Below are 21,739 nucleotides of genomic sequence, written 5' to 3'. Positions count from 1 at the left end.
CTGGATCCTGCTAAAAGCCAAGCCATCAGTTATGATTCAGGAACGGACTAGATTGGCTGAGGAGGCGGCTCGGGAGAAAAACTGGCGGCGGTGGGGCCCTTACTTGAGTGAGCGGCAATGGGGCACCGTGCGGGAGGACTACTCGGCCGACGGGAATAGTTGGGGTGCCTTTCCCCACGACCACGCCCGCAGCCGGGCCTATCGCTGGGGTGAAGACGGCTTGCAGGGGTGGTGCGATCGCCAGTGCCGGCTCTGCTTTTCCCCCGCACTCTGGAATGGCCAGGACGATATCTTGAAGGAAAGGCTTTTTGGACTGACTGGGCCGGAGGGGAATCATGGCGAGGACGTTAAAGAATGCTATTACTACCTGGATTCCACGCCCACACACTCCTACACCAAGGCTCTCTACAAATACCCACAGGCGAAGTTTCCCTACGTCAAATTGCGGGATGAAAACGGCAAGCGAGGCTATCTCGATCGGGAGTTAGAGCTGGCTGATACCGGGGCCTTCCAAGACGGGCGCTACTTTGACGTCTTGCAAGAAGTCGCCAAGCGCTCACCCCAAGACCTCCTGTGGAAGATCTCCCTCACCAACCGGGGCCCCGAAACCGCGGAAATCCACCTCCTTCCCCATCTCTGGTTCCGGAACACTTGGAAGTGGGGCAACGAATACGAAGAACCAGTGCGGCGACCGGATATTCGGCGCAAGGGGGCGGGCTTGGAAGCCCAGCATGGCAATCTGGGGAAATTCCGCTTTTACGCTTCTTTGGCCGACCAAGCCTGCAGCGAGACGGCTTGGCTCTTTACCGAGAACGAGACCAATTATCCACGCGTCTTCAAGACCCCGGGTCCCAGCCCCTATGTCAAAGATGCCTTTCATCGCCACCTCATCAATCAGGAAGTCGATGCCATCAATCCGGAGGAAAAGGGAACGAAGGCCACCGCGCACTTCAAGCTGCTCATCGCCCCCGGGGAAACCGTGGTGGTTCATTGTCGGCTGCACGAACTGAAGGAGGACAATGGTTTTCAGGAATTGGACCATTTTGAGGAAACCTTTGCCGAACGCATCGCGGAGGCGAACGAATTTTACCAGGAGGTCATTCCTCGTAATCTCTCGGCCGCAGAGGAAAACATGTGCCGACAAGGCTACGCCGGACTTCTCTGGACCAAGCAGTTTTTCTACTACGTTATCAAGGACTGGTTGAAGGGAGATCGCGATGGCCCTCCCCCACCCTACGAAAGATTGGCCGGGCGAAATTCGGATTGGTCGCATTTCTTCGCGCGCGACATCCTCTCCATGCCCGACAAGTGGGAATACCCTTGGTTTGCCGCCTGGGACACCGCCTTCCACATGATTCCCTTCGCCGTTCTCGACCCGGGCTTTACCAAGCACCAGCTGCTTTTGCTCCTGCGGGAATGGTATATGCATCCCAATGGTCAGCTCCCCGCCTACGAGTGGAACTTCTCAGACGTCAATCCCCCCGTGCACGCTTGGGCGGTCTGGCGGGTGTATAAAATCGCTGATCGGAAGGGACAACGAGACCTCGACTTCCTCGAACGGTGTTTTCAAAAGCTCCTCATCAATTTCACCTGGTGGGTCAACCGCAAGGACGTGGGGGGGCGCCACGTCTTCGGCGGAGGCTTTCTTGGCCTCGACAATATCGGGGTTTTTGATCGCTCACACAGCTTGCCCAGCGGCTCCGTCCTCCAGCAGGCCGACGGCACCGCTTGGATGGGCTCCTACTGCCTGACCATGCTCGCCATGGCCCTGGAGCTGGCCCCCACCCGGCCGCCCTATGAAGACATCGCTTCCAAATTCCTGGAACACTTCGTAAGTATCACAGATGCGATGAACTCGTTGGGAGGAAGCGGATTGTGGGATGAGGAAGACGGTTTCTACTACGACAACCTCATCGTGGGAGACGACAAGCCCATCCCGATGAAAATTCGCTCGCTAGTCGGTCTCCTACCCATGATCGGGGTCACCGTGCTGAAGCAAAAGACCATCGATGCCCTGCCCGGATTCCGCAGACGGATGGACTGGTTTCTCACCAATCAGCCGGAATTGCTCAAATACATCAACGTGCGACGGGCGGAAGGGGAGAAGAATCCCAACCGCGTGCTCTTGGCCATTCCTCCCGAAGATCGCTTCCTCAAGACCCTCAAGCGTCTCCTCGATCCGCAGGAATTTCTTTCCGACTACGGCATCCGCTCTCTGAGCAAAGCCCATGGCCACAGTCCATTTGTCTTCGAGCACCAGGGCAAGAAAAACACGGTAAGCTACGTTCCGGGCGAATCGGACAGTGGCATGTTTGGCGGCAATTCCAACTGGCGAGGGCCTATCTGGTTCCCGACAAACTTCCTCATTATCGAAGCTCTTGAACGCTACTACTACTTCTACGGTGACTCTCTCCAAGTGGAGTATCCGACCGGATCCGGCCAAAGCGCGACCTTGCGGGAGGTTGCCATTGACCTCTGCGATCGACTCATCTCCCTCTTTCTGCCTGATGAAAACGGCCGCCGCCCCTGTAATGGCGATGATCCCCGTTACAAGGAGGACGAACATTGGAAAGAGCTTGTTCTTTTCTACGAATACTTCCATGGCGAAACCGGTGAAGGCCTTGGTGCCTCCCATCAAACCGGCTGGACTTCCCTCGTCGTTCGCCTTGTGCGCGAGCGACGCGAGAAGCTGGCAAGCTGTCAAGACGAATGGAAAAAGGACCTCTAAAGCAAAGCCCATTGCCCCAATCCAACATGCGGCACATCTTCCTCTGTGCCCTGCCCACAAAAGGAAAATGCTGCCAACCCCCGGAGGGGGAAGCTGCCTGGAACTATCTGAAAAAGCGGTTGGGTGAACTCCAGCTCCCCCAGCCGAGCCAAGAAATCCGCCGCAGCAAGGCTGACTGTCTCCGCGTCTGTGTGGAAGGACCCGTCGCAGTCGTCTATCCCGACGACGTGTGGTATCGTCATTGTCATCCGGATAATCTCGAGCGTATCATTCAGGAACACCTACTCGGCGGAAAGCCGGTGGAAGATCTGCGCATCTCTCCTCCGCACGAGCCGTGAGGCTCATTTCCACCCTGCCGTGAGATTGCCTTCCATTCTCGTCCTCGCTTCCTTGCTCCTCGCCCTTTGTCCGGCGACGGCCGCACCGAGCCCGAGTGAGCTCTTCGCCACCGGCCGCTACCAGGAAGCCATCGCAGAGCTCCGCCACCGGGAAAGCGAACTTCTCTCCCTCGCCAAGCGAAGTGCGGATGACAATGAGGAACTCGCCCGCACCCGCCTCGCCCAAGGGATGGCCCTCCTCGCGGATGGACAATCCGGTCTCGCTTGCCAAGTCCTCGAGCAGGCCCTCCGCGAAGCCAATTCCCTTGATATCGAGTTAAAACTGCGTGCGCGCCTCGCCGATCTGCTTGGGCAAGCTTGTCAGGAAAGCGGCGCCTTGGGAGAGGCTGAAGCCGCCTTCCGCTCGTCCCTCCACTATTGGCAGCAGGTGCCCAGTGAGGAGGCCGCCTATTGGGAAAGCATCACTGCGGATCACCTCGCTCTCACACTCCTCTCGGCGGGCAAGTATCAAGAAGCTGGGTCCCGATTAACCCGCGCCCTGGCAGCCACCCCCGTTGACGAGGTCGAACTGCGGGCATTACGGCACCACCATTTAGCGCGCTATCTCCTCACCATCCGGAACTACCACCGCGCAAGCGAGCATTCCCAGCAAGCGATCGCCTTCGGCCAAAAAGTGGAAGGGCTGAATCTCGCTCCCTTCTACGATCTGCTCGCACTCAGCCAACACCGGGCCGGGGAAGAAGGCGCGGCGCAAGACTCGCTCATCACCGCTCTCACCCTCATTCGGCAGCAGCCTGAAAGCTACACCCGGGCCCGAGCGGAAGCGGAAATTCTCAACAAGGCGGGAGAATTCGAGCTCGCCAATGATCCCGAGGCAGCGGAAGCCACTTTCCGCGAGGCCCTCGCCCTCCTCGGCCCCTACTTTCCCCGCCACCACCCCGCCCTGGCCAGCTACCACCACAACATCGGCTTTGCGGCCATGCTTCAGCACAATCATGAACTCGCCCGCCAGGAGATGGAATCGGCTCTGCAGGCCATTGAAAACGAGATGAAGGGCCTGGCGCACGGACATCAGCAACGCGCCGAATGGTTGCAAAATCTCGCTTGGAACGCCCACTTGGCCGGATGGGAAGAAGAAGCCCGCCAAGCCACCGCAATCGCCTGCGAACAAGCGGAAGCCGCCCTCCAGCACCTGCTCAATCACGGAAGCGAAAGAGAACGGCTGAATTTTCTTTCTCAATTCGACCTCTATTCCCTCCCCGCTTGCCGGGGCAACGCCCGCCGCTTGCACCGTCTTCTCGCGGCCAACAAAGGTCTTCTGCAGGATAGCTTGATATCGAGGGAAAATGCCGAAACACAGATTGACACCGCAGAAGCACACGCCCTGGCTCCTTCAGCAGCCTTCATTGATTTCATCCGCTACCGCAAGCCACAGAACGGGCAGTGGCACTATCATTACGGAGCAATTATTGAAACCCAGAGCGAGATTCACTTTTGCGAACTGGCTAGCGAGCAGACTCTTAATCGATGGCTCAAGGCCCTGACCGCCCGCTTGAATCACCGCAGCGTCATCCTCGGCGGTTCCCCCTCCCAAGCCCCGCCGATACGGCTGGAGGCAGTCCTCAAGCAAATCCACCAGCGATTTCTTGCTCCTGCCCTCACCCGGCTACCTGCAGGCACCGAGACCCTTTTTCTCTGCCCGGATGGGGCCTTGCACTTCCTTCCCTACAACAGTTTACTTGATGCCAAGGGAAAACTTCTAGGCGAAGTCTACCCTCAGGTTCTCTTTGTCAGCTCCCGGCGTGCGCTCTCGGAGGCGCATCTTCCCCTCGATCTCTTCGCCGGCCCTTGGACCCTGCTTGGTCTTTCCCAATTCTCCTCCCCCGAGATGCCGGATAATCATCCCCTCTCGGATTTGCCCTCAGTGGCGGAAGAACTGGCCGAGATCAGCAAACTCGCCCCCAAGGGAAGCATCACCGCCCTCGATCCAAGGGATCCCTTGGCAATCCTCCTGAAGCAGCATTCGCCGGGGACGGTTCTTCACCTGGCGACCCACGCCTTTTATCAGGGGGAAAAAGAAGGAGCTCATTTTCGAGGCGACTTCGATGCCCAGCCCGAGATTCTCCAGAGCTCCGGCCTTCATTTGAGTCACAAGCAGCAACTCTACCCGGCCGACATTGCCCGGCTGCCCCTCGGTGACACCCACCTCGTCACCCTCTCGGCTTGCCATACCGGTCGCGGACTTCCTCTCACCGGGGAGGGCGTGCTGGGTCTCCGCCGCGCCTTCATGCTTGCCGGTGCCCGCAGCGTGCTGATGACCCTCTGGCAAGTTCCCGACCTCTCGACTGCTCACTTTATGAGGGATTTTTACGAACTAAGCCGACTTCATCCCAATCCCAATCAAAATCTCTGGCGACTGCAAACTCACCTCCTACGCCAGTCCATCGACAAGAGCAACTCGGATGCCGGGCTTGAAGAAGCCGTCCTCCGCTACGGGCCTTTCCTCATGACCCATCAGGGCCCCCTGCCAGCCTTGATCCCAGCCGACGAAGTGAACCTCAAAGAGCTCACCAGTCTGCAAACGAGCACGAACCCGCCCCCCAGCCGAACACCTCATCCTTGGACCCTTGGTGCCCTGCTCATCTTCGCCGGGATCCTTGGCCTCGTTTCCGCCCGCAAGCGGAAAGGGAAGGCTACTAGCGTTGGGTAGGTTTCTCACTGCGACGAAGGCCAAAAAAGCCCGAGCGCTGCACCAGAGTCTGCCGACGCTGCCCTTCCGCTGCGGCCCGCACGCGTTCTCGATTGCCCCTTGCTTGCTCTTCCCGCCGGAAGCCCGCATTCGCCACCACGGGTGCGCCGCGATGCACTTTGATTGCCTTGGTGCGACCGCCACTCCGATCGGTGGCGCCCTCTTTCCGCAAAGAAGGAAAGAGACTGGTCGCCGGGTTGCTCGCACCCGGCGTATCTCCGGAGCTCCCCTCCAGAAGCAAAGAAGAAAAGCTTCCGGTCGACTCCAGAGTTCCCGCCAGCGTAGCCTGCGGATTCAAATCAATGCGTCCCTCGCTCACTCTCAGGAAAATCCGCCCTCCTTCCCCTGCCGAAATAGGACCCGTGATGAGCAGCTCACTGCTCTCGCTACCACGAATCTCCACATCCGTGCCTGCCGTGATGCGGCCACTATGACTAACTACGCTGGCCCGGCTGCCCACCACAGGGGAGAGTTGCTCGCCACCACTAATGGTCGGATCGTAGCGCATGCCATCACCGGCAAAGATCCGGGTCGCCTCCTGCGAGACAATCAGCGACGGCCTCGATACGGTGTTGCTGATGATGACCCCCCTCGCCGCTCCCAGAACCACATCGCCCCCGGTCGCCTCGATTCGGGCATTGGAGACTGTCAAAAGTTGGCCACCACCCTGGGTCCCTCCTGAAGGCTCGAAGACCACTTCGGTATCACCCGCAAGGAGACCGTCTATCCCGCTCGCGCTGACGCCACTTGCCACCGCCACGAATTCTCTCGCCTGCAAATCGCCAGCAAGAGAAAGTCCGGCGTGGGGACTCAAGAAAATGACCCGCCCATTGGATCGCAAAGTGCCGTCAAGACGATGCATTTGGCCATTCGATAGTCGACCCAACCGATTGAGCACAGTGGCATTGGAGACGGCCGTGGGAAAGGTGAAGGTCATTTCGCTCTCCGCACCCTGTCGTAGCTGCGGCCACTCCAGCACCGTGGCTTGATTAAAGGTCACCACTGCCGAATGACTAGAGGCATCGTAGACACAACTGGCCTCTGCCGGATTGGAAATCAACGGCCCGTTGGGCATCCCCGGGCAAAGCTCAACTTGCGCGCCCACCTTGGTAGCAAGTAGCACGGCAACCGCAAAGGCGGCCAACAGAAGAGCAGTGCGCAGGGAAGGCTTCATCGGCGTTTCAACCGTTGCTACGCCCGGCTGTTTTTACTTTTATAGGAAAATCGAGAGCTTTGGATAGGAAGGCGAATTTATCAGTTGCCTGCTCGATACGCTTGCTGGTGGGTGTCCCGGCGCCGTGGCCCGATTTGGTTTCGATTCGAATCAACATCGGATTGGGTCCTTCATTGGCGGCCTGCAAGGCGGCAGCGAACTTGTAAGAGTGCGAAGGAACCACCCGATCATCATGATCGGAAGTCATCACCATGGTGGCGGGATAGGACTCCCCTTTACGCAAATTGTGATACGGAGAATAGGCTCGCAGGACTTTGAAATCCTCCGCCTTGTCAGGAGAGCCATACTCGGCCTGCCAAGCCCAACCAATGGTGAACTTGTGAAAGCGAAGCATGTCCATCACGCCCACCGAGGGAAGACAGGCTCCAAAGAGATCGGGACGTTGCACGAGACAAGCTCCCACGAGGAGGCCACCATTGGATCCCCCGGAAATCGCCAGCTTATCAGAACTCGTATATTTTTCGGCAATCAGATATTCAGCCGCACCAATGAAGTCATCGAAAACGTTCTGTTTCTGGTCAAGCATACCTGCCTGATGCCAATCTTCGCCATATTCCCCGCCCCCTCTCAGATTGGCAGTGACATAGACTCCACCCATATCAAGCCAAGTCATTAAAACCGGAGAATATCCCGGTGTGAGTGAAATATTAAACCCGCCATAGCCATAGAGAAGAGTCGGATTCTTCCCATTGAGGAGGACATCCTTCCGGTGCACGATGAAAAGCGGCACCTTGGTGCCATCTTTGGAAGAAAAGAAAACTTGCTTGGTTTCGTAATTTTCAGGATCGAACTTCACCTCGGCTTGGCGGAAGACCTCAGATTTTCCACTCGCGATCTCATAACGATAGATCGTGCCGGGACTGGTGAAGGAAGAGTAGGAATAAAAGGTCTCCTCACTATCAGCTTCCCCGCCAAACCCACCCACACTACCCAAGCCCGGGAGAGCCACCTCTCCCAGGCTCTTTCCGTCAAGGCCATATCGAACAACCTGACTGTGAGCATCTTTCATATATTTTGCAAAGAGGACACCCCCGACATAATTGACCGCTCGCAGAGTCGCTTCTCCCTCTGGAATGACGGTTCGCCAGTTTTCGCGCTCCGGCTCATGCAAGTCGACTGCGATCAACTGTTGCTTGGGAGCCTGCCAATCGGTCTGAATATACAAGGTTTTCTCGTCATGAGTAACATATCGATAAGAGGCATCAAAGTCAGCAAGCAACTCGATAACTTCCGAATCCTCTTGAGTGAGATCCTGATAAAAAAGACCATTCTTGGTATCCGTCCCCTGAGTAATGGAATAAATAAGAAAGCGCCCATCGTCAGTAACACCCACATTTAACCCCCAGAGAGGATGGTCAGGACGCTCATACACCAATTGGTCGCTTTCTTGTTTCTCTCCCAAACGATGATAATAGATTTTCTTATTGGTATTTTTAGCGGTGAATTCGTCACCCTCTTCCGGTTGCTCGAATCGACCGTAATAAAACCCTTTGCTATCTTTGCTCCAGGAAGCTCCGGAGAATTTTGACCACTCGAGATGGTCCTCCAAATCTTCGCCGGTGCTCACCTGGCGCACCTTCCATTCTTTCCAGTCCGAACCAGCTTTCGAAATCGCATAAGCCAGATAGTCGCCATTGGGAGAAACGGAATAGCCGCTCAAGGCGACCGTGCCATCTTCAGAAAGCTGGTTCGGATCCAGAAGAACACGAGGTTCCTCCTTCAGATCAGAACAGGTATAAAGAACCGATTGATTCTGGAGACCGTCGTTTTTAGAGAAAAAGTAACGACCACCCTCGCGATAGGGCAATCCATAGCGCTCATAATTCCACAGTTCGGTCAAATGCGCGCTGATTTCCTCAGTCCCTTCCACCGTGCTTAAAAACGAATCCGTCAACGCATTCTGCTCCTGAGCCCAGCGAGCCGCTTTTTCCGTATTAAAATCCTCCAACCATCGATAGGGATCGCCCACCTCAACTCCATGAATGGTCTCAACAAGCTCTTCTGGAAACGATTCTGGATAAACCCACTTGCTGGCTTCCGCACTCAAGACTCCTGCGGAAATCGTGGCAAAAATTGCATTTCTCATCTCGGTTATAATAAAGTGATTTGCTACTCTGTCTCTCCTTTTCTCCGCAAAGATTCCGATTTTTTGAGCAACTGCGGTCCAATCAACCCTCTCACTTTCAGATCTGGCCCCACTTGTTCATAGACCAGGTTTTTCAAGCTCAGAGGTCGCGGAAGATGAGACTCCTGACCCCCGCCTACCGAAGGCACCGGTCCTCCCGAGACAAGAGGGGCATAGTAAGCGACCCATTCATCGACCAGCCCCAGTTTCAATAAATCTCCGACCAGACGACCTCCCGCCTCTACCAGGATGGTCTGGATTCCTTCTTGCGCAAGATTGCGCAAAATTTGCTCAATGTCACCCCCCTCAAAACGGGTCGGACCAGACTCAGTGGGATTGAGAAGGTGAGCACCCGCAGATAAACCCGCCTCGGGAATACGCGTGAGGACGACTCGCTTGAGCTGTTTTTTTTCCGCTCTGGGTCCGCGATAATTGAGACGGGGATTGTCCGAGCGAGCTGTTTCTCCACTAGTGAGAATGGCATCGGCTTCCCCCCGAAGCTTCTGAACATCCTCGCGGGCTGAAGGCGAGGTCAACCATTGTCCTTCACCCGGCGGGCGGGTCAGTCGACCATCAAGGCTCATCGCGGTCTTCACAATCAACCAAGGGAGACCTTTTCGCTGAACTTTGAAAAAAGCACGATGAAGATAAGCCGCTTCTTCTGCAAGTAGACCCCTGTCCACTTCGATTCCAGCGTCTCGAAGAATTTCCCAAGCCCGACCACTATGGTTGGGGTTGGGATCGTCAGCAGCCCAAACAACACGCCGAAAGCCGTTTGCGATGAGCGCTGCCGTGCAAGGTGGAGTGCGACCGTAGCTTGAACACGGCTCCAAAGTGATAAAAATTTCGCATTCCTTCAGATTGACCCCTTTGCGGTCCGCATCCGCAATGGCCTCGATCTCGGCATGAGGCTGACCAACGCCTCGGTGAAACCCACGGGCAACGATTTTTCCTTCGCGAACCACCACTGCGCCAACGGAGGGATTGGGCGCGGTCAAGCCCACCCCTTTGCTTCCCTCGACGATTGCCTGGGCCATCAAATCCGATTGTGAAGAACTACTCAAAGCTGCGAAAAAGGGTGTGAATAAGTTGGGAGCAATTTGGAAGCAACTCTTCTGTGAATAACTTTACGGGCTTATGGCTGGGATTCTCCCAGTTGTTTCAGAACTTGTTGGCCTTGGGGAACACTGATGAAATCAACGAGGAACAGACTTTTTGAGAGCTTATTCACAAGGAGAGGAAGAAGGGTTTTCTTTCCAAATTTAAAAAGACCTTTCCTTCCTCTGGGAACAACTTTCCACGAGACTCTCGATCAAGCGCTCGAATTCCACATATTCGCTGTGAGTCAACTTGCGATCGGCAAAGCGTTGTTCTGCTTGATAGCTCAAAATCGTTGCGAGATTCGACTCCGGGAAATCAGGGAGATTTTCGGCAAGCCAGCGATCCAAACTCATTCCGGGCCGACGCTTGCCGAGGTGGTGTTCCAAGGTAGGAATTTTCTCATTCAGAAGAGTTCTGGAACCGAAATTTTCGGCTCTTGAATGGGGTGAGGGAGAATCTTTTTTCAGTCGCGTGGTCATGAGACGCCAGCCAATAAAAATGAGCACTGCGGAAGCAACTACGGCCAAGAGAAGATTCACCCAGCCCCGGTTGGCTTCATTGGATCGCCAAACCTGAAAATCCTCTCGACCCCGTTGAAGTTGGTCAGCGAGACGTTCTTTCCAGTTGGGAGGAGGTGAGTCGATTTGGAACCAATTGGGCGGGGTCAAATCAATGTCGGTCCACTGTCCTCCACTCCAAACCACTCGGGTGAAGGAGAGAGTGGTCAATTCTCCATTTTTTTCGACCTGGCGTTCATCAACGATGACTTCACTTTTTCCTCCCAGATAAGCGCGGCACCAGGCATGGGCGTGGGTTCCTCGCAGGACGTATTCGTTTGGTTCTTTGGAATTTTCATGCACTGCGTAGCCGACTACATAGTGAGCGGGGATTCCCGAGGCACGCAGAAGCAAAGTGGTGGCAGTGGCAAAATATTCGCAATGTCCCTCCCGGGTTTCAGTGAGAAAATCCGCCAAGGCACTTCGACCATCTGCTCCGGAGATGCGCAAATGGGTGGAATAGCGAAAGTTTTCTTGAAAGTAATCCTTGAGAGTCTGAATTCGTTTCTCCTCTGGGAGGCTTGCCAGTTTCAGCCCTTCCGCGACTTCTTCAATGGCTTGGCGTTCGTTATAGAATTCGTTTTTATTCGGGAGGGATAGCGCAATGATCTCAGGTTCTTCGTTGGGGCGAATTTGCTCCATGGGAGGAGCCTCTCGCCATTCTGGATGGCGGCTTTCCCAAACATGGTAGTCGACAACACTGCCGGCATTGATGGCAAGTAGTGTGCCGAGTCGATTTTGTTCAATACTATCAATTTCGTGGGCTTGGGCAAAGAGACCCGGTGAAGAGGGAGCAGGTAGGGTTTTCTCGTTGGTCGCAATGGCCCCTCGAATTCGGATGGGAGGTGGTGATGGGCTGTCGTCGTTGTTGAGTTCGAAACCCTGGGTATCGAAGGCAAATTCTCCTTCATTCTCTTCTCCAGCTAGAGTCAGGAGATCCACGTAAGTTCGGTCCTGATCAGGAAAATCAGGATCCCAGGCCTGCCATTTTCCCGCTCGATAGGCGTTGTAGCCTGCGGTCATGAGCAACTTGGGAGGCCGGGTTTGTTTAGGCACGTTGAGGCGCCATTGGATGCGGCGGGTTTGCTTGAGTTCGCCCAATTGACCAATGGCTGTTCGTTGTTGAATCGGCAGATCCTTGCCTTGGCTGGAGAGGAAGTGACCATGTTTGAGCCAGTAATAGAGCTGCACCAGACCCTGACTCATAAAATAGGAGCTTGTGGCAACGAGAATCATGGCCACCACTGTTGGCCAGAGTCGTCGTTGATCTCGTTGTTGACCAAAGTAGTAGGCAAATGCGACGAGAGCGATGAGAATGAGGAAAAAGGTGAGTTGATCCCTTTGCCCGCTGGCGGTGAAGCCGGTGGCCAGGAGGATAAAGGCGAAATAGGGATAACCGAGCTGGATGTAGGACTCGGGAATGATCTTTCCGAGACGACGTTCTCGTTGCAAGCGACGGCGGGCGACGAGGGAAAAAACGGTTGTCGGCACTGCTTCTTCCTCACCGTATTGTTGGGCAAGGATAAGGGGCAGAAAGATTAAGGGCAGCCATTCGATGAAGGCCAAAGCGGCGGTCGGCCCGGATAAGTTGAGGGAATGATAGGCCACCACACCGGCAAGGACGATGAGTGAGAGAATCCAAGCTCGCGAGTAGCCCCGGAGTTTGAATTGCCATCTCCAGTTCAACCAGTGGCGGCCTTCCACCAGAAGGGCGGTAACCAAACCCGTCAAGAGATGGTCCGTGAGCAGACCCCAGATAATGACCGCGAGACCCAGAAGAAATTTGGGGGGCGCAGGATAGGAAGAGGGAGAGGTCGTTGTCATGGGGCAAATTTTTGCGTGGCCCGTGCCAAATCGGCTGGAATCTGAGAAAGGGAAAGAAGATGAGCTTGAGGCACGGGAAATTGTTCGAAGGTCGCGCTCACCTGATCATCCCCGACAATGAGAGAATGAATGACCATTCCACGCGCCTGGAGTGACTGGACCAAAAGCTGGCGGCTGGGTGACCAGTCGGGAAAGATGGCGATGAGGGCGGTGAGATGGGAGCTTTCCTTCTTGATGAGGGCTTCCAAATCTTTGAAATTGTCCTGCTGGTTGCTTGTGACCGTTGCCAGGGCTTCAAGCAGCTTGGCTCTCCTTGCCACTCCTTGCCCTGCGGTCAAGCGATAGCTCTGATCACCGAGAAAGAGGAGGTCCAAGAGGCATTCTTGAGTGTTCATTGAGACCACAAAAGATGAGGCGATCGAGACGGCCTCTTCGAACGCCTGGTGGAGTGGGGCATTGGTATCAAGGATGATGCCATAGTGCGGGTAATAGTTATCTTCGTATTCGCGAACGACCGGTTGTCCGGTGCGAGCCCAGGATTTCCAATCGACTGATCGCATGGCATCGCCGTTTTGATAGTCCCGGAGATGAAGGAAATCCCCATTGTCACCGGAACGGTTGGAAGCTGAATCACCCCCCAGATGGTGATGCGCGGCTCCCAGGAGATGCAAGTTGGTGATGGGATAGCGCTTGGGCAGCACTACGATGTGCTCCGGAGGAATGCGGGTGGGCAGAGAGCGTTGGAAGAGACCCATGGGGTCGGGTAAGAGGAGTCTCAAGTCTTCGATTTTCAGAAGGCCCCGGTGTTGGGGTATTAGGGTGAAATGGAGATGTCCTACCTCTCCGGAAGCAAGTTGACGCGGGGATTGCCGGGCCTCAATGAGGGAAAACCCTCTTTCTCTTTCCTGAAGCCAAGTCCAGCGGTAGTAGAGAAGAAATCGATCGACGAGATTTCTCTTCTCCTCCCCCGGTTCCGGGGTCGTGGCAAAGGTTTTGTAATCGGGGCTGGGATCAGGGGGCCATTCTTCGAAAAGCATGACTACGAGTTTCCGGCGGTGCTCGTTCTTAATTGTGACCGTGTAGTGGAGCTCTTCCCCCACGCTGGCGAACTCCGGCAAGTGGCGGTGACCGGAAATTTTTCCTTGGCGAAAGGCCAACCAGAGAAGAGCCAAACCCATGGAGGAGACTCCGAGGGTGAACATCATATAGACGGCGGAGTTTTCGATGTTCGCTCCAAGGACGGCAGCAAGTATGGTGAGGAGAAGGATTCCCCAACCAAAGGGCCGGATGCGTCTGCTCATCCGCCAGCCCCAACGTCCGGTCCGGCTGTAGTTCCGATGGAGAAATCGCAAGCGTGCTTCTTTCACACTCGCAAGGTAGCGTGTTTCGGGGAGGGGCACCATCCGGGAAATGGTTTTTCAATCAGGCCGGGACGATGAGGCTAGGCAGGACCGCTTCGTTGACGATGCGCTGGGCGGTCGACCCTAATAACATGCGCGCCACGATGCCATGGCCATGGCTACCCAGCACGATGAGGTCGGCATCAATTTCGCGGGCACAGTCGATGAGGCTATCGACGAGAGGGCCGGTCAAGACCCGGGTTTGATAGCGATCGGGACTGAGTTGGAGTTCTTGGGCTCGTTCCTCCAAAGCCTTCTGGGCCCGTTGCCGGGCGTGGGTTTCGAAAGAGGTGACATCCGGGATGGTGTAGCCGTAGATATCGTAAAAAGCCGCAAGCTGTTCGATACCATGAACGAGAGTCACCTGAGCTCCGGTGGCCTGGGCAAGAGCGGCCGTCTGGGCCAGCACTTCGGAACTGACGTCCGAAAAATCAATGGCAGCAAGTATTCTTTTCATATTGCTGAAAAGATAGATCGGCTGCCAGTTCCTGCAAGTGGGTGGTGGAACTATCGTTGGCCTGCCAAGTCCATCACCTGGACTTTGTCCCACCAGCTTTTGAACTGGTCGATGAAAACGTCATGGTCGGGGTCGACCTGGTAAGCATCGTGCGCCTCCATGGTGTCGAACTTCATTGAGAGGGCGTAGTGCCAGGATTTCTCAGTGACCGGACGGACGGCGGTGTCGGCAGGAACAGCCCAAGTGCCTCCTGCTACTCCCGCGATTTTGAAAAGATTGTCCAAGCCCTTTTCGAACGCGGCCCGGTTTTCGGCATCCTGCTTTTCCTCTTTCAGCCAAAAGTAAACATGGTGTTCCATGGCTGAAGTCAAGGGAGACGGCGGGGGCTTGGCAATGTCTTTTCTCGCTTTGTCAGTCTTCTCGCACTTGGGCAAGGACATCGGCGGCCTGCTGCTCGGTGGAGGCTTTCAAGTCGCGCCAGACAAGCTTGCCCTCATGAAAGAGGTAGGCTTGGCGTTTGGCAAAACCCATTCCAGCGGGCACTCCAAAGGCGGTGACGAGCTTTTTGGATTTGTCGGCCAAGAGATCGAAAGGGAGCTCGTATTTCTCGGCAAATTTCTTCTGGTCCGCCACGGAATCGGTGGAGACGCCGAAGACTTTGATCCTCTGCTCAGTCAGTTGGGCGTAGGAATCGCGGAGGGAACAGGCCTGTTTGGTGCAGCCAGGGGTGTCTGCCTTGGGATAAAAATAGATGAGAGTCCAACCCGTTGCCGCTTGTTGGGCAATATCGACGGTTTCGTTGTTTTGATTTTTGACTTTAACAGTGGGAACCTTGGCTCCGACTGCCAATTCTCCGGCTTGGACCAATCCGGTCATTGCGATTAAACTCGTCCAGAAAGCAATCAATCTCTTCATGTCCTCATCTATACGCCCTCGTCGCAAGAAAGCAAAATTTCTCACTTTTCTCTCTCTGGTTTTTTTCTTGGGAGGGCTGGTGTGGTGGTTGTCGCGGAACGAGGTGAAGCCTTGGGAAAAGTCGGCGGCGACAGTGGTCGAGAAGCTCCGCTTTCACGAGCAGCAGGCCCTGATGGGAACGACAGTTCAAATCACGGTCTATGCGGAAGACGAGGAAATCGCGCAAGCTGCGATGAAGAAGGCTTTCTTGCGGGGGGAAATGATTAACCAAATTGCTTCAGACTACCTGCCAGATAGCGAGTTGAGTCGTTTCAATCGCAGTCCGGTGGAGGAGTGGTTCGAGGCGTCTTCTGATTTCGTGATGATGGTTGGCTATGCGGTGGAATTGGCCGAGCAAACGGAGGGAGCTTTCGATCCGACCTTGGGAACGGCCACTCATCTTTGGCGGGAGACGAAAAAGTCGGGGGTTTTGCCGGCCAATGAGGTTCTGCAGGCCGCGCTGGAGGCCAGTGGTTGGCAGAAGATCGAGGTCGATTTTGATCAAAGTCGGGTGCGGCGCTTGGCCGAAGGGCTGCGGCTTGATTTGGGCGGACTGGCCAAAGGCTATGCGGCGGATCAAATGCTGGCTTCCTTGCAGAGTAGCGGCTTGCCTCAATCTTTGGTGGTGATTGGGGGCGACGTTCGTTGCGGTCTTGCTCCGCCCAATGCTGCGGGCTGGGTGGTTGGCTTGCGAGGAGAGAAAGGTGAAATCGCGGGGACGATCTCGGTATCCGAGTGTGCGGTATCGACCTCTGGGGATCTGGAGCAGTTTGTTGTGATTGATTCCCGTCGCTATTCCCACATCATCGATTCCAAGACTGGGCTTGGTCTGACCGACTCCTTAATGGCTACCGTAGTGGCCGAAAATGGACTCATGGCCGACCCCTTGGCGACTGCTGCTTGTGTGGATCCTCTTTTCTTTCGCGATTTGCCTGGGGCGACAAAGATTCATTCCCGCATCCTATCCGGGGGTATGAAGCAGGTTTCGGATTCCTTCCCGGCGGTGACGCCACTATTGGCTGGGGAAGAGCCTCAGTAATAGTCGGCCTTGGTGACCTGGTTGCGGTCGATTTCGAAGTTGATTCGATCGGGCCGCAATTCTTTGGTGATGATGAAGCTTTGGCCATCGCGGCGGGTCACCCGGGCTTGCAATCCCAATTGCTGGGCCCGGCTGTTGGCTTCTTGCTCGGTGAGGCCGAGAAAGGAATGGCTCGCAGGCCTGTCCCTTTGGTTGGGCTGGGGGTGGTTCAGGGGACCTTGCTGGTTCTGGCAGGATAGTTGGTTGAGGATAGTCGTGGCCAGAAGAAGGGACGCAAAAAAGCCGGACCTTAGTGGTCCGGCTTCTTTGAAAGTTTTCACCAGGGGAAGAGATTCTTAGAGCGAGCTGTTTTCACGCGCGCCTTCGACGAGAACCTTCATGGTCGGAATGGTTCCGATGTGGGGTTCGCCGGTGGCACCTTGTGCAGTGGCACGGCTGAGAACGGAAACGGGAACGATTCCGCAGCAATCGGGAGTGGCGCAGAACTTGGAACCGCAATCACCGCAATGCACTTCTTCGCGCACGGTCTTCACGACGGGACGACGAACGGTGATGGTTTCGGTGGTCATGCCGCCTTTGCCACCCTTGCCTTCGATGACGACTTGTTCTTCGACATATTCAGTGATCTGCTTTTCGACGTAGCGCTGATTTTCACAACCCTGATGGGGGAAAGTCTGCTTGTGTCCACAGTCCGAGCAATTCTTGAGTTCCACGTTTTTACCGCAGAGGCTGAATGGTGACCCGCAGCAGGAGGTGAAAACCAATGCAGCGAAGACCGAAGTAACGATGAGTGCGAAATGTTTCATGGTGTGGACTTGAGGCTACGAAGAAATGATGAAGCGATGCAAACAAATTATGACGGAAGAAAGCCCGGAACGGCTTCTTTTTTTAATCAGGTGGGTCGCGGGTGGCTGCTGGCCTCTAGGCGGCTTTGAGCGCCTCAGAGAGGCTGCGTGTTATCCGGCCACCGGTAAGTAATTCAAAGGCAATGATTTGGTGGCTAATGATGATGACCCAAAAGACGATTTGGTAGCGTTTTTTACGCGTCTTGTGACGGAGAAATCGTTGAGTGACAAGGGCTGCTGGCCAGCCTCCCAGGAACTCGAAGAGGTGCAAATTGGCTTCCGGGATGCGCCACGCGTTGTCGCGGGCTTTGCGTTTGTCGATGAGGTAAAAGGTGACGGTTAAGATCGAGATGAGAACGAGGTAGGCCAGCGGGTAGCGCCAGTCGATGCGTTGGCAAATATCGACAATGAGCCAAGCGGGCAAAAAGAGGAGGAGGGCGAAGACGAGAAATGCCCCCCAGCCGTTGAGGGGCCGGAGGGATTTTTGCCCGTTCGTTTCCTTATGGTCAAGGGGCGCACTTGGTTGGGAGGAAGGAGACTTTTTTGGTTTCACGGCGGTTGCCGTTAGCAATCGGCAGGGCGGCTTCTTTGACAAGAGGAAAGGGAGGCTCTGGGCGGCTTTTCTCAAGAAGCCGACTTTTGGACGCGGTCAGCAATCGTTTTCAGAATCACGCTGAGGTCGGAAGTCTTCGAGATGAAAGGGAGGCCTCCCCTCACCTGTGCCTCCCCTGGATTGTCGGCGCTTTCTTCCACCAAAGCAGTGAGCATGACAACTGGGGTTTCTTTGAGGTTGGGATCTTTTTGCAGGGCGTTGACGACGTCTCCACCATCCATTTTGGGCATCACAAGGTCCACCAGACAAATGTCGGGCTTGAACTCCCGGGCAGTAGGAAGAGCTTGGCGGGGATCATTGACTTGCTTGACTTCGAAGTCGCCGGCTTCTTCCAAGTTGGCGGCCAGCAGTTCGGTGAAGTCGTTCTCGTCATCGATGAGCAGGATTTTGGTCAGGTTCTTTTTGGCTGACTTCCGTGGGTTTAGTATCATTGGTCTTCAGGTTCAGGTTAATAGTGATTCTTTCAGGAGAATTCTTTGCCGGTGGCGATTTTGAATTGAACTTCGGCCTCCGCTCCTTGCGCACCATCGCTGCGGTTTCGCATGGCCAGCTTCCCACCGTGCAGTTCAATAATTTTGTTAGAGACCGCCAAGCCAAGTCCGGTCCCCTTCCCTGTTTCTTTGGTGGTGAAAAAGGGGTCGAAGATTTTGTCGAGGACTTCCTCGGGAATTCCCGGTCCGGTGTCGCGGAGAAGAATGCGGAGCCGCAGATCGCCATCTTTAGGACGCTCGCGCTGGCGGGAACCGGCATCAAAAATCACGCCCTCCAAGGTTACGATATCTGTTTCGATGGTGATGCTTCCGGGTCCCTCCATGGCGTGGATGGAGTTCATGATGAGGTTGAGGAGAACTTGCTCGGCCCTTACCTGGTCGACGAGGATTTCGGGTAGCGGTTCGTCCTGCTCCCAGATGATCTTGATTTGGGCCTTTTGGAGCTCGTAGTCGACCAGATCAAGGGAGCTCTCGATGATGTGCTTGGCAGAGATTGGTTTGATGTCAAGGGAACGATCGGAGGAGAAATCGACCAATCCCTTGACGATGGTTTTGGCCCGCTCAATCCCCCGCCGCATTCTTTCCACGGTATCGGCTGCTTTGGTGTCTTCTTCCGGAATACGCCGCGCGAGGAGCTCCAGTCCCATTCCGATCATAGCGAGGGGATTTTTGACCTCGTGGGCCACGCCGGCTGCAAGGCGCCCGACGGATTCCATTTTTTCAGCCATCATGAGTTGTTCATGGGCCTTGGTTAGGTTCTCATTGGCTTGGCGCAGCTCATCGTTGATTTTTCGGATGGCTTCCTCTGCCTCCTTGCGCTCTGTGATGTCGATTGAGATGCCCCCTACGGCATAGATGCGTCCCTGGGCGTCGCGCATGGGGAACTTGGAGGACACGTAGGTTCTGGGTCCTTCCGGCGTGATGAGTTCTTCATCGGTTTGATGAGCTTTCCCGGACTCAATAACCAGCCTGTCCAGTTCGCGAACGGTTTCCGCTGATTCGATGTTTTTGAAGACTTCCTTGTCTTCTTTCCCGAGAATATCCTCTTCCTTGAGGTTGAAGAGCCGCTCGAAACGCTCGTTGACCATGAGGTAACGGCCACTGAGCGATTTGACGTAAATGGGCGCGGGGCTGTGTTCGAGAATTTCGCGCATCTGCCGTTCGGCCTGTTTTTGTTTCCTCCGCGCGCTGATCTCGGCAGTGATGTCCCGGTTCATGCCGACGATGCCGAAGACCTTCCCCTCTTCGTCGCGGACAGCCACTTTTGAGATGAGGAGGTCGCGGAGTTCCCCTTTGTTGTTGCGTAGTTGGCTGCGGCGGTTGAGAACGGGCTCGCCTGTTTCCATCACTTGCTTGTCTTCCGCGATGAAGGCCTCTCCTTTTTCCGGGCCGAAGAGTTCTCCCGGTGTTTTCCCGCAGACCGCTTCTGGATCATCGATACCGACAAAGTTTGCCAGGGCTTTGTTGACCACGACGTATTTTCCGTCGCGATCACGGATGTAGATATTGTCCGGGATGCTGTCGATGAGGGAGCGCAGGGTGTTTCTTTCCCTTTCGAGCGCTTTGGAGGTGAAGACCATTTCGGACACATCGCTGGAGATCCCCATGGTTCCCACGATTTTTCCTCCGTGGTCGCGGAAAGGCAACTTGGTGCTGAGGACCCAGCCTTCTTTGCCATCCGGAAAGATTTCTTTCTCCACGTATCCTTCGATGCTTTTCCCCGTTCGGATAATTTCCAGCTCATCGGCCCGCGCTTGTTCCGCGTGTTCGGGTTTGAAGAGGTCGTGGTCGCTCTTGCCCACGAGGTCGCGGGGGTGGCCGACTTTGACCCAATGGGCCATGGATTGATTGACGCGGACAAAGCGGGACTCCAGGTCCTTGAAGTAGATGTTCGAGGGCACGGAGTCCATCAAGGCCGAGAAATAGCGTTCGACTTCGTCCCGTTCCCGTTCCGCAACGCGAAGGCGCTTGAGGAGGTCGTGTTCATGCCGACGGGGCTGATTCCAGTCGAGAAAAAGGAGAAGGAGGAGGAAGAGGCCGAGAGCGCAGATGAACCAGCGGGCCTTCACGCTGGGAATGGGGGCGACGGCCAGGGCCACAAAGCTCAGGAAAAGCAGGCTTCCCAAAAGTGCGGACCAAAGGCGACGTCCCAATTTCATCCCTAGTTAAATAACAAAGCCTAACAGTCCCCGCAAGAAAAGAACGGGCACAGTTAGGCTTTTTGGAATAACTAGAGATTAGGAAGCCGGCCTCAAGCAATTTCGAGGACTTTCTCGACCACGCGGCGAGGATTGGGGAGTTGCTCGTTCTCGATATGCGGGGAGTAGATGGCGGGTGCGTCCACGGTGCAAACGCGCTTCACCGGGGCATCAAGGTAGTCGAAAGCGTGTTCCTGGATGAGAGTGGCGATCTGGGAGGAGACGCCATTGAAGGGCTTGGACTCGTCGACCAGGACCGCACGATTGGTTTTCTGCACGGTCTTGATGATGGCATCTTGGTCGAGGGGCCGGATGCTGCGGAGGTCGAGGACCTCGGCCGAGATGTTGTGCTCCTTTTGCAGGGTCTCGGCGGCTTCGAGGGCGTGGAGGACGCTGCGGCCATGGGCGATGAGGGAGATATCGCTTCCTTCGCGTTTGATGTCTGCCTTGCCGAGAGGGATGGTGAAGTCCCCTTCGGAAGGATCAGGCACATGGCCCTTGTTTCCGTAGAGCAGGGTGTTCTCCATCACGTAGACCGGATCGTTGTCGCGGATGGCCGATTTCATCAAGCCCTTGGCATCGGCTGGGGTAGCTGGCACCACGACTTTGAGGCCGGGGAAAGCCGCAAAGAGGCCTTCCGGGCAATGGGAGTGGGTCGCGCCCACATTGGTGCCGCCATTGGCCGGGCCTCGCATCACGATGGGGCAATTGATAAGGCCGCCCGACATGTAGCGGACACAGGCGGCGTTGTTGACCAATTGGTCGAAGGCAACGGAGTGGAAGGACCAGAACATCAGTTCCATCACCGGGCGGACGCCGAGCATGGAGGCTCCGATGCCCATGCCGATAAAGCCGGCCTCGGAAATGGGGGTATCGACCACTCGTTTGTCGCCCCATTTTTCCCAGAGGCCACGGGTGACTTTGTAGGCTCCGTTGTATTGAGCCACTTCTTCGCCCATCAGGACGACACTGGGATCGCGTTCCAGTTCCTCGTCGAAGGCTTCATTGAGAGCATCGCGGTATTCGATTTCGCGCATTTGTTCAGTAAGGGTAAAAGTTGGTTTCGTTCGGTGTTCTACGTGGAAC

General features: G+C 55.5%; 18 protein-coding genes. 4 read left to right on the top strand and 14 right to left on the bottom strand.

Going from position 1 to position 21,739, the window contains the following annotated elements; all coding sequences use genetic code 11:
- Nucleotides 1–31 precede the first annotated feature (31 nt).
- The 3 genes from JIN78_RS00595 to JIN78_RS00585 are packed head-to-tail and all read left to right on the top strand — an operon-like array spanning nt 32 to nt 5,776.
- Nucleotides 32–2,728: an MGH1-like glycoside hydrolase domain-containing protein gene (locus JIN78_RS00595; RefSeq protein WP_200389975.1), complete on the top strand. Its 2,697-nt coding sequence runs from the start codon at nt 32–34 to the stop codon at nt 2,726–2,728.
- Nucleotides 2,729–2,754: 26 nt separating this feature from the next.
- Nucleotides 2,755–3,066: a (2Fe-2S) ferredoxin domain-containing protein gene (locus JIN78_RS00590; protein WP_234037686.1), complete on the top strand. Its 312-nt coding sequence runs from the start codon at nt 2,755–2,757 to the stop codon at nt 3,064–3,066.
- 19 nt (nt 3,067–3,085) lie between these two features.
- Nucleotides 3,086–5,776, top strand: coding sequence for a CHAT domain-containing protein (locus JIN78_RS00585; protein ID WP_200389973.1), 2,691 nt, complete (start codon nt 3,086–3,088; stop codon nt 5,774–5,776).
- On the opposite strand, the gene JIN78_RS00580 is transcribed toward JIN78_RS00585, so the two are convergent.
- The 8 genes from JIN78_RS00580 to JIN78_RS00545 form a co-directional block, all read right to left on the bottom strand.
- On the bottom strand, nt 5,763–6,989 hold the full coding sequence (locus JIN78_RS00580; protein WP_200389972.1) for a hypothetical protein: 1,227 nt from the start codon (nt 6,987–6,989) through the stop codon (nt 5,763–5,765). The genes JIN78_RS00585 and JIN78_RS00580 overlap by 14 nt on opposite strands.
- A 7-nt stretch (nt 6,990–6,996) precedes the next feature.
- Nucleotides 6,997–9,135: a prolyl oligopeptidase family serine peptidase gene (locus tag JIN78_RS00575; protein ID WP_200389971.1), complete on the bottom strand. Its 2,139-nt coding sequence runs from the start codon at nt 9,133–9,135 to the stop codon at nt 6,997–6,999.
- A 23-nt stretch (nt 9,136–9,158) separates the two neighbouring features.
- Nucleotides 9,159–10,214 carry a bifunctional diaminohydroxyphosphoribosylaminopyrimidine deaminase/5-amino-6-(5-phosphoribosylamino)uracil reductase RibD gene (ribD, locus tag JIN78_RS00570; protein ID WP_267906983.1) on the bottom strand — a complete coding sequence of 352 codons (1,056 nt, stop codon included), beginning with the start codon at nt 10,212–10,214 and terminating at the stop codon, nt 9,159–9,161.
- A 222-nt stretch (nt 10,215–10,436) separates the two neighbouring features.
- On the bottom strand, nt 10,437–12,656 hold the full coding sequence (locus JIN78_RS00565) for a transglutaminase-like domain-containing protein (RefSeq protein WP_200389969.1): 2,220 nt from the start codon (nt 12,654–12,656) through the stop codon (nt 10,437–10,439).
- Nucleotides 12,653–14,023 carry a DUF58 domain-containing protein gene (locus JIN78_RS17650; protein WP_200389968.1) on the bottom strand — a complete coding sequence of 457 codons (1,371 nt, stop codon included), beginning with the start codon at nt 14,021–14,023 and terminating at the stop codon, nt 12,653–12,655. The genes JIN78_RS00565 and JIN78_RS17650 overlap by 4 nt, the downstream gene beginning before the upstream one ends.
- A gap of 55 nt (nt 14,024–14,078) precedes the next feature.
- Entirely contained in the window at nt 14,079–14,513 is a 435-nt protein-coding gene (locus JIN78_RS00555) for a universal stress protein (RefSeq protein WP_200389967.1), read from the bottom strand.
- Nucleotides 14,514–14,563: 50 nt separating this feature from the next.
- Nucleotides 14,564–14,872 carry a Dabb family protein gene (locus JIN78_RS00550; RefSeq protein ID WP_200389966.1) on the bottom strand — a complete coding sequence of 103 codons (309 nt, stop codon included), beginning with the start codon at nt 14,870–14,872 and terminating at the stop codon, nt 14,564–14,566.
- 52 nt (nt 14,873–14,924) lie between these two features.
- Nucleotides 14,925–15,428 carry a peroxiredoxin gene (locus JIN78_RS00545; RefSeq protein ID WP_200389965.1) on the bottom strand — a complete coding sequence of 168 codons (504 nt, stop codon included), beginning with the start codon at nt 15,426–15,428 and terminating at the stop codon, nt 14,925–14,927.
- Here JIN78_RS00545 and JIN78_RS00540 point away from each other — a divergent pair.
- On the top strand, nt 15,427–16,506 hold the full coding sequence (locus JIN78_RS00540; RefSeq protein WP_200389964.1) for an FAD:protein FMN transferase: 1,080 nt from the start codon (nt 15,427–15,429) through the stop codon (nt 16,504–16,506). The genes JIN78_RS00545 and JIN78_RS00540 overlap by 2 nt on opposite strands.
- Here JIN78_RS00540 and JIN78_RS00535 read toward each other — a convergent pair.
- The 6 genes from JIN78_RS00535 to JIN78_RS00510 all read right to left on the bottom strand — a co-directional run bounded on the left by JIN78_RS00535 (nt 16,500) and on the right by JIN78_RS00510 (nt 21,690).
- A complete protein-coding gene (locus JIN78_RS00535) occupies nt 16,500–16,826 on the bottom strand; it encodes a hypothetical protein (protein ID WP_200389963.1) in 327 nt (108 codons plus the stop codon). The two genes, JIN78_RS00540 and JIN78_RS00535, sit on opposite strands and share 7 nt — an antisense overlap.
- Before the next feature lie 15 nt (nt 16,827–16,841).
- On the bottom strand, nt 16,842–17,312 hold the full coding sequence (locus tag JIN78_RS00530) for a hypothetical protein (RefSeq protein WP_200389962.1): 471 nt from the start codon (nt 17,310–17,312) through the stop codon (nt 16,842–16,844).
- Between the two features lie 115 nt (nt 17,313–17,427).
- Entirely contained in the window at nt 17,428–17,904 is a 477-nt protein-coding gene (locus JIN78_RS00525) for a DUF1294 domain-containing protein (protein WP_200389961.1), read from the bottom strand.
- 71 nt (nt 17,905–17,975) lie between these two features.
- Nucleotides 17,976–18,395: a response regulator gene (locus JIN78_RS00520; RefSeq protein WP_200389960.1), complete on the bottom strand. Its 420-nt coding sequence runs from the start codon at nt 18,393–18,395 to the stop codon at nt 17,976–17,978.
- Between the two features lie 32 nt (nt 18,396–18,427).
- Nucleotides 18,428–20,614 (bottom strand): PAS domain-containing protein, encoded by a 2,187-nt coding sequence (locus tag JIN78_RS00515; RefSeq protein ID WP_200389959.1) that lies wholly within the window; start codon nt 20,612–20,614, stop codon nt 18,428–18,430.
- A gap of 92 nt (nt 20,615–20,706) precedes the next feature.
- Nucleotides 20,707–21,690 carry an alpha-ketoacid dehydrogenase subunit beta gene (locus tag JIN78_RS00510; protein WP_200389958.1) on the bottom strand — a complete coding sequence of 328 codons (984 nt, stop codon included), beginning with the start codon at nt 21,688–21,690 and terminating at the stop codon, nt 20,707–20,709.
- Nucleotides 21,691–21,739 lie beyond the last annotated feature (49 nt).

It is taken from the genome of Roseibacillus ishigakijimensis, from assembly GCF_016595415.1.
Classification (GTDB): Bacteria; Verrucomicrobiota; Verrucomicrobiia; order Verrucomicrobiales; family Akkermansiaceae; genus Roseibacillus; species Roseibacillus ishigakijimensis.
Note: the sequence above shows the minus strand (reverse complement) of the source record. Positions and strands in the feature narration are given on the sequence as shown.

Excerpts from the sequence above, each read along its gene's own strand:
- JIN78_RS00565 (WP_200389969.1), bottom strand. The coding sequence starts at position 12,656 with ATGACAACGACCTCTCCCTCTTCCTATCCTGCGCCCCCCAAATTTCTT.
- JIN78_RS00520 (WP_200389960.1), bottom strand. The coding sequence starts at position 18,395 with ATGATACTAAACCCACGGAAGTCAGCCAAAAAGAACCTGACCAAAATC.
- JIN78_RS00540 (WP_200389964.1), top strand. The coding sequence starts at position 15,427 with ATGTCCTCATCTATACGCCCTCGTCGCAAGAAAGCAAAATTTCTCACT.
- JIN78_RS00580 (WP_200389972.1), bottom strand. The coding sequence starts at position 6,989 with ATGAAGCCTTCCCTGCGCACTGCTCTTCTGTTGGCCGCCTTTGCGGTT.
- JIN78_RS00515 (WP_200389959.1), bottom strand. The coding sequence starts at position 20,614 with ATGAAATTGGGACGTCGCCTTTGGTCCGCACTTTTGGGAAGCCTGCTT.
- JIN78_RS00595 (WP_200389975.1), top strand. The coding sequence starts at position 32 with ATGATTCAGGAACGGACTAGATTGGCTGAGGAGGCGGCTCGGGAGAAA.
- JIN78_RS00530 (WP_200389962.1), bottom strand. The coding sequence starts at position 17,312 with ATGAAACATTTCGCACTCATCGTTACTTCGGTCTTCGCTGCATTGGTT.
- JIN78_RS00555 (WP_200389967.1), bottom strand. The coding sequence starts at position 14,513 with ATGAAAAGAATACTTGCTGCCATTGATTTTTCGGACGTCAGTTCCGAA.
- JIN78_RS00575 (WP_200389971.1), bottom strand. The coding sequence starts at position 9,135 with ATGAGAAATGCAATTTTTGCCACGATTTCCGCAGGAGTCTTGAGTGCG.
- JIN78_RS00510 (WP_200389958.1), bottom strand. The coding sequence starts at position 21,690 with ATGCGCGAAATCGAATACCGCGATGCTCTCAATGAAGCCTTCGACGAG.
- JIN78_RS00550 (WP_200389966.1), bottom strand. The coding sequence starts at position 14,872 with ATGGAACACCATGTTTACTTTTGGCTGAAAGAGGAAAAGCAGGATGCC.
- JIN78_RS00545 (WP_200389965.1), bottom strand. The coding sequence starts at position 15,428 with ATGAAGAGATTGATTGCTTTCTGGACGAGTTTAATCGCAATGACCGGA.
- JIN78_RS00590 (WP_234037686.1), top strand. The coding sequence starts at position 2,755 with ATGCGGCACATCTTCCTCTGTGCCCTGCCCACAAAAGGAAAATGCTGC.